Raw genomic sequence first — 6155 nt, 5'->3', positions numbered from 1 at the left:
CCGCGTCAAGGCCGTGCTGTGCTTCGGCTTCGAGGCCACGGGTGGCGCTGTTGCAGCAGCGGTGGTGGCAGCGGCCGATGCCTGCTACAGCTATACCCACACCAAGCCCCAGGCCAAGCCTGTGGCGCTCAAGAAGCTGGTGATCGCGGCGACGGGCGCCAGTGCCGCGTCCGGCAAGTCCGGCGACAAGGGCGGGGACAAGGGCGGCATCGCCGCCGCTTTCAAGATCGCCGTGGCCCAGGCCGAAGGCATGGCCCTGGCGCGCGAATGGGCCAATCGCCCGGCCAACCACGCCACTCCCATGCTGCTGGCCGACGCAGCCCGTGCCCTGGCCAAGCTGCCCGGCATCAGCTGCAAGATCCACGGCCCCGCCGAAGTCGCCAAGCTCGGCATGGGCGCCTTCATGGCCGTGGCCCAGGGGTCGGAGCAGCCGCTGCGCTTCATCGAGCTGCACTACAACGGCGGCGCCAAGGGCGCCGCGCCCGTGGTGCTGGTGGGCAAGGGCATTACCTTCGATACCGGCGGCATCTCGCTCAAGCCTGCCGCCGAAATGGACGAAATGAAGTTCGACATGGGCGGTGCCGCCAGCGTGCTGGGCGTGTTCCAGGCGCTGGCCCAGCTGCAGCCTGCCATCAACGTGGTCGGGCTCATTCCGGCCTCCGAGAACATGCCCGGAGGCGCAGCCGTCAAGCCGGGCGACGTGGTCACCAGCATGAGTGGCCAGACCATAGAAATCCTCAACACCGATGCCGAAGGCCGCCTCGTGCTCTGCGATGCGCTGACCTACGCCGCCCGCTTCAAGCCCCGCGCCATGGTGGACATCGCCACGCTGACCGGTGCCTGCGTCATCGCCCTGGGCGGGTTGCGCAGCGGCATGTTCTCGCCCAGCGACGAGCTGGCCCGTGCGCTGGAGCAGGCGGGCGATGCCGCGCTCGACCCGTGCTGGCGCATGCCGCTGGACGAGGAGTATGGCGAAGGCCTCAAGAGCAATTTCGCCGACATGGGCAATGTGGCAGGCCGCGCAGGTGGCGCAGTCACGGCGGCCAAGTTCCTGCAGCGCTTCGTGGGAGACATTCCCTGGGCTCATCTGGACATCGCCGGCACGGCCTGGAAGAGCGGCGCCGCCAAGGGCGGCACGGGCCGCCCCGTGGGCCTGCTGCTGCACTACCTGCTGGCCTGCGTCGATGCCGGCAAGGCGCCCTCCAGGACCGGCGCGCCCAAGTCGGTTGCGGCGCCCAAGGCCGGCTCTGCCAGCCGCCGCAAGGCAGCCGCTGCAGTCCAGCCGGAGCAGGCCTGATGGCATCGCCCCCATCCGCACGGGCCTGCGCGAAAGGAGCGTCGCTTGACTGAAGTGGCGTTCCATTTCAACGCGCCCGACAAGCTGGCCTATGTGTGCCGTCTTGCGCGCAAGGCGCTGCGGCATCGCACGCAACTGGTGGTGCTGGGATCTTCCGCGTCGCTCAAGGCCTTGTCGCCCAGGCTCTGGAGTGTCTCGCCCACCGATTTTCTTGCCCACGCCGTCGAAGGCGATGGGGCCGGCATTGTGGCCTTCTCGCCCATTGTGCTGCTGGAGCGGCTGGACAGCGCGCCGCACCACGACATGCTGGTGAATCTGGGCGGCGATGTGCCAGAAGGATTCGAGCGCTTTGCGCGTGTCGTTGAAGTGGTGTCTGCCACCGATGAGGAGGACCGGCATCTGGCCCGGCTGCGCTGGAAGCACTACATGGCGCAGGGGATTTCCATCAAGCGCCATGACCTGGTCCTCAAGGAGTAAGCCATGAGTGCTCCCTCCAAAACCCCGCCACGCTTTGTTCCCACGCTCACCGATGTCGTGCCGGTCGATGCAGTGCAGTCGCCGGTGGCAGAACCGCCCGCTGTCGCTGCTTCCGAACTGCCGCACAGCGGCGAGACCGATTCCTGGGCGAGCGAAGGCATGCTTGCGCCACGCCGCGGCCTGGTTTCCATGCCCGCGTCCCTGCCGCCGCTGCCCCTGGATCTGCAACCCCAGCGGTCCATGGTCGCCGAGCCTGCGCCGCCTGGACAGGGCCCGCGGCCTGCAGTGCAGCCCGTGCATTCCGACTATCTGCCGCCCATTGCGCCGTCCGTGGAAATGCAGCTGGCCCAGGAGAGCCGTCTGCTCGAAGTGGCCGAAGTTGCCGAACCGGCCGATGTGCCAGAGGTGGCCCCGGCCGCACCGATCGAGGATGCCATTCCTGCCGCGCCGGTGGTGCAGGCCGACGCTGCCACGCAAGGGGTCGAGCCGGATCCGGCATCTGCGGCACCTGGAGCACTTGGGGCATCACCCGCCTGTGCATTGCCCACCATGGAGTCCATCTGGGACAGCCACGCGCAGCAGGTCACTGAGGAGTATCTGGTCCATCGCCTCATGCAGCGCGTGGACCTGGTGCTGGACCAGCGCCTGCGCGATGCCATCGCCACGGTGGTGCAGCAGCAGACGCGATCCATCGTCGTGCGCCTGCGCGAAGAGGTGGAGTCGGTGGTGCGCCAAGCCGTCTACGAGGCCGTGGCCGACGAACTGGCCCACCGGGCGAGTGCCGCACGCGGCGATGCTGTACAGGGCGGGGGGCGTTGATCCATGATCGGGTAGGCGGGTGAAGGGTGAGGTGCCCGCCTAACCCGGCCTTCAGCCTGCGCGTGCCGGGCCTGAGAACACCTCGGGATTGAGGATGTTGCTGGGCTGGCCTGCAGCGAAGTTCACCACATTGTCGAAGGCGGCGCGGAAATACAGCTCATAGCTGTCTTGCTCCACATAGCCGATGTGCGGCGTGCAGATGCAGTTCTCCAGCCGCAGCAGTGCGTGGCCCTGGAGAATGGGCTCGCTCTCGAAGACATCCACGGCCGCCAGGCCAGGGCGGCCACGGTTGAGCGCGCCCAGCAGCGCATCGGCCTCCACCAGTTCGGCGCGCGAGGTGTTCACGAACAGGGCTGTGGGTCTCATGCGCGCCAGATCCTGCGCCGTGACGATGCCGCGTGTGGCCTCATGCAGGCGAAGATGCATGGACAGCACATCGGATTCGGCAAAGAAATCCTCGCGCGAAGCAGCGGCCGAAAAGCCGTCGGCCTGGGCCTTCTGGCGCGAGGACTCGCTGCCCCAGACCAGAACCTTCATGCCGAAGGCATGGCCATAGTGGGCCACCAGCCTGCCAATGCGGCCATACCCCCAGATGCCCAGCGTGCGCCCGTGCAGCACGCTGCCCAGCCCGAAATTGGCGGGCATGGACGCCGCCTTGAACCCCGATTGCTGCCATGCGCCGTGCTTGAGGTTGGCGATGTACTGCGGCAGCCGCCGCGTGGCCGCCATGATCAGCGACCAGGTCAGCTCGGCCGGTGCGATGGGCGAGCCCACGCCCTCGGCAATCGCAACGCCCTGGTCGGTGCAGGCCTGCACATCGATATGGGCGCCGGCCTTGCCGGTCTGCGCGATCAGCTTCAGGCGCGGGAGTTTTTCCAGCAACTGCCGGCTGATCTGCGTGCGTTCGCGGATCAGCACGATGATGTCCGCATCGCGCAACCGCACCGACAGCTGGCCCACACCCTTGACGGTATTGGTGAAGACCTTGGCGTTGAACGGCTCCAGCAGCCGCGCACAGTCCAGCTTGCGTACGGCGTCCTGGTAGTCGTCAAGAATGATGATGTTCATTGCCTGTGAATCTCTCATAAGCCTTTGATTTATCTCTGGGTTGCCGCGCAAGAGGTTGTCGGCAAATGATTTATTCCATTCGTGCGCTTACCTTTGTGCTTCATCTGCACTTGCCTGGACTCGTCTACACTTCATCGCTCGGTATAGGTTTTGTGTAGGTTTTTCCGGCACTCAAGGTATAGCTTCAGATGTTCTTTGACGCGCGTGCAGCCAAGGCCCTAAAGCAGGGCGAACACATTGTCGTACAAGGTTGTCCGGGCCTGAGGCTCGAGGCCTCGGCCAGTACGAAATCATGGACCTATCGTTACAGAAGCTTGGCGGATTCGGCAAAGCTCAAGCAGGTCAAGCTTGGGCAGTGGCCGGCCATGTCTCCCGCTCAGGCCGCAGCCGAATGGCAGGCAGCACGGGACTTGCGTGAACAGGGGCGGGATCCTGCAGACGAGCGCAAGCTGGCGCGCAAGGCAGTGGCGCAACCGGTTGCACAGGTTTACACACTGAGCATGCTGGTTGACGACTATGCCGCACGGTATCTCAGGGTCAATCGTGAGGCCAAGGGCGCCCGCAACATAGAGCAGCGGCTGCGCAATGCGATATCGGGACGCGAGTCGATATCCGTGGCCGAGGTGGGGCGCTCTTTCGTGTACGACGTCATTGAAGGCCTGGCCGACCGCCCCGTGCTGGCCAAGTCCGTGAAGACGGAGATGGCGGCCGCGTGGCGCGTAGGGTTGGAGTCGGGGAAGATCCCTGATGGTCTGCCGAACTGGTGGGCGGAACGCACGTCCCACAAGCTCCGCAGCAAAGGCGCAGTGCGCGATGGCAAGCACAAGGGCACCAGCAAGCGTGTGCTGAGCGGTGCGGAAATCAAGACGCTGATCGGTGGCGAGCTGTCGATGTTCAGCCAGCAGGTTCGGGATTTCCTGACGCTGCAGCTGTGGACATGCACGCGTGGCGGGGAGATCTGCCAGCTGCAGAAGAAGCAATTGTCGGAAGAGGGGGGTGTGCTTTGGTGGACCGTGCCCAAGGAGGCAATGAAGATTCGGCACGTTGAGGTCGCGCATGACCTGCGTGTGCCTTTGTTCGGTCGGGCCGAGCAGATCGTGCGACGTCTGCTGGCGAATGAGGGGCAATGGCTGTTCCCGAGCATCGGGCGCGATGGGGTGCTGAAAGGGCAGACCCAGGCCTACATGCAGACCAAGGTGCACTATCTGCAGCCTTACAGCAAGACGAAGCCCGAGCACCGGCGGGCGCGGCTGACCGTGACGCATTGGTCACCGCATGATCTTCGCCGGACGGGGCGCACCATCCTTGCGTCGATGGGCTGTCCGCATGAGGTTGGAGAGGCGATCCTTGGCCACGTCCTCCCTGGCGTGGCCGGCGACTACAACCTCTACAGGTACGACGCAGAGCGCCGCCAATGGCTGGCAGCGCTCGATGCGAAGTTGGAGGAGTTCATCGGGGCTTAGGGGCGCCGGTGTTCTCTGGTGGCAGCAGCTCAGACGCTGGCCGCCGGGCGGACCAGTCATCGAGCTCCGCGCGCAGCCAGCCCACGCGCCTGGCAGACAGCTGGCGGGGCTGGGGTATCTGGCGCTCACGCACCAGTTGTTCGAAGGAACTGACGCTCAGCGCCACGTAGGCTGCGGCATGCTCGCGGCCGAGCACGGCAGGTGCAAAGTTCAGAGTGATGCTCTTGGACATGGGCGTCCTCAATGAAAAAGGCCCGCGGGTGCGGGCCAGGTGGGTGGTTCGTCGTCGCGGTGTGGCGCGCGCTTGTCGTGCCAGTCGTGTCGCTTCTTGCTGGCCATGATCAGGTCTCCTTGTTGTTGTGGGCACGCTCGCAGAACCGCGTTGTTGCGGCGGCCCGCGCGTGGCGGGCTTGGTGGGAGTGATCAGGCGGCCCGGCGTAGCTGCCAGGCCGTGGACTCGGGGGAGTTGAGCGAGACGATTTGCTCCATGGGCACGGGGCTCACGGAGTTGCCGACCATCTTTACCTGGGCGGTTTTCGTCAGGGGCTTGCCGGAGGCGGTCCGGTCGATGACGTAGCCCGGGGGGAAGTCCTGAGCGTTGTAGAGCTCGCGCGGCACCAGCATTCGCAGCGTGATGTCCACGATCACCCAGGGCTCGCCCTTGAGCCAGACCGTCACGAGCGCCAGGCGGTCGCGCGTGGTGATCGTGGTCATGGGGTCGCGCAGGTCCGCCCACTGGCCTCCGCTTGCGTGGTAGCGCATCAGGAAGGCTGCGCAGCGCAGGGCGCCGGCCTCCTGCTCGGGCGACAGGTGGTACTGGATCAGGGCATGGTGCTCGGCCCCGGCTGTGACCGTGGGCACAGGCTCGCGCATGTCGCGGCCTACGCTGTTGCGGCGCAGCGTGCACAGGTGCGCGGCGATCAGCTGCTGCTGGCTGCCACTTGTGGTCACGGTCGATACGGGGGCGCGCAGGTCGCGGGCCGGCGTGCTGTTGAACCCGCCGTTGGCCTGGACCATGAACGCGGATGCCA

At 66.0% G+C, this 6155-nt stretch carries 6 protein-coding genes and 1 pseudogene; 4 read left to right on the top strand and 3 right to left on the bottom strand.

Features of this window, described 5'->3' with window-relative positions:
* The 3 genes from L995_RS01800 to L995_RS01790 form a co-directional block, all read left to right on the top strand.
* A partial coding sequence (locus L995_RS01800; protein WP_047468527.1) for a leucyl aminopeptidase occupies positions 1-1297 on the top strand: 1297 nt, incomplete at its 5' end.
* Between the two features lie 45 nt (positions 1298-1342).
* Positions 1343-1774, top strand: coding sequence for a DNA polymerase III subunit chi (locus L995_RS01795; RefSeq protein WP_043790566.1), 432 nt, complete (start codon positions 1343-1345; stop codon positions 1772-1774).
* A gap of 3 nt (positions 1775-1777) precedes the next feature.
* A complete protein-coding gene (locus L995_RS01790; protein WP_047468523.1) occupies positions 1778-2593 on the top strand; it encodes a hypothetical protein in 816 nt (271 codons plus the stop codon).
* A 51-nt stretch (positions 2594-2644) separates the two neighbouring features.
* Here the strand turns inward: L995_RS01790 and L995_RS01785 are convergent, their stop codons facing one another.
* Positions 2645-3661, bottom strand: coding sequence for a D-2-hydroxyacid dehydrogenase family protein (locus L995_RS01785; RefSeq protein WP_016445887.1), 1017 nt, complete (start codon positions 3659-3661; stop codon positions 2645-2647).
* 188 nt (positions 3662-3849) lie between these two features.
* Between L995_RS01785 and L995_RS01780 the strand changes: the two genes are divergently transcribed.
* Positions 3850-5124 (top strand): tyrosine-type recombinase/integrase, encoded by a 1275-nt coding sequence (locus tag L995_RS01780; RefSeq protein ID WP_047468520.1) that lies wholly within the window; start codon positions 3850-3852, stop codon positions 5122-5124.
* On the opposite strand, the gene L995_RS01775 is transcribed toward L995_RS01780, so the two are convergent.
* Positions 5111-5356 carry a helix-turn-helix transcriptional regulator gene (locus tag L995_RS01775; RefSeq protein WP_012205378.1) on the bottom strand — a complete coding sequence of 82 codons (246 nt, stop codon included), beginning with the start codon at positions 5354-5356 and terminating at the stop codon, positions 5111-5113. The two genes, L995_RS01780 and L995_RS01775, sit on opposite strands and share 14 nt — an antisense overlap.
* Before the next feature lie 191 nt (positions 5357-5547).
* Positions 5548-6155 (bottom strand): annotated as a pseudogene (locus tag L995_RS31315) (DNA cytosine methyltransferase); the annotation flags it as partial.

Source organism: Delftia sp. ZNC0008, assembly GCF_000799035.1.
Classification (GTDB): domain Bacteria; phylum Pseudomonadota; class Gammaproteobacteria; order Burkholderiales; family Burkholderiaceae_C; genus Comamonas; species Comamonas tsuruhatensis.
This window is presented reverse-complemented; position numbering and strand designations above follow the sequence as displayed.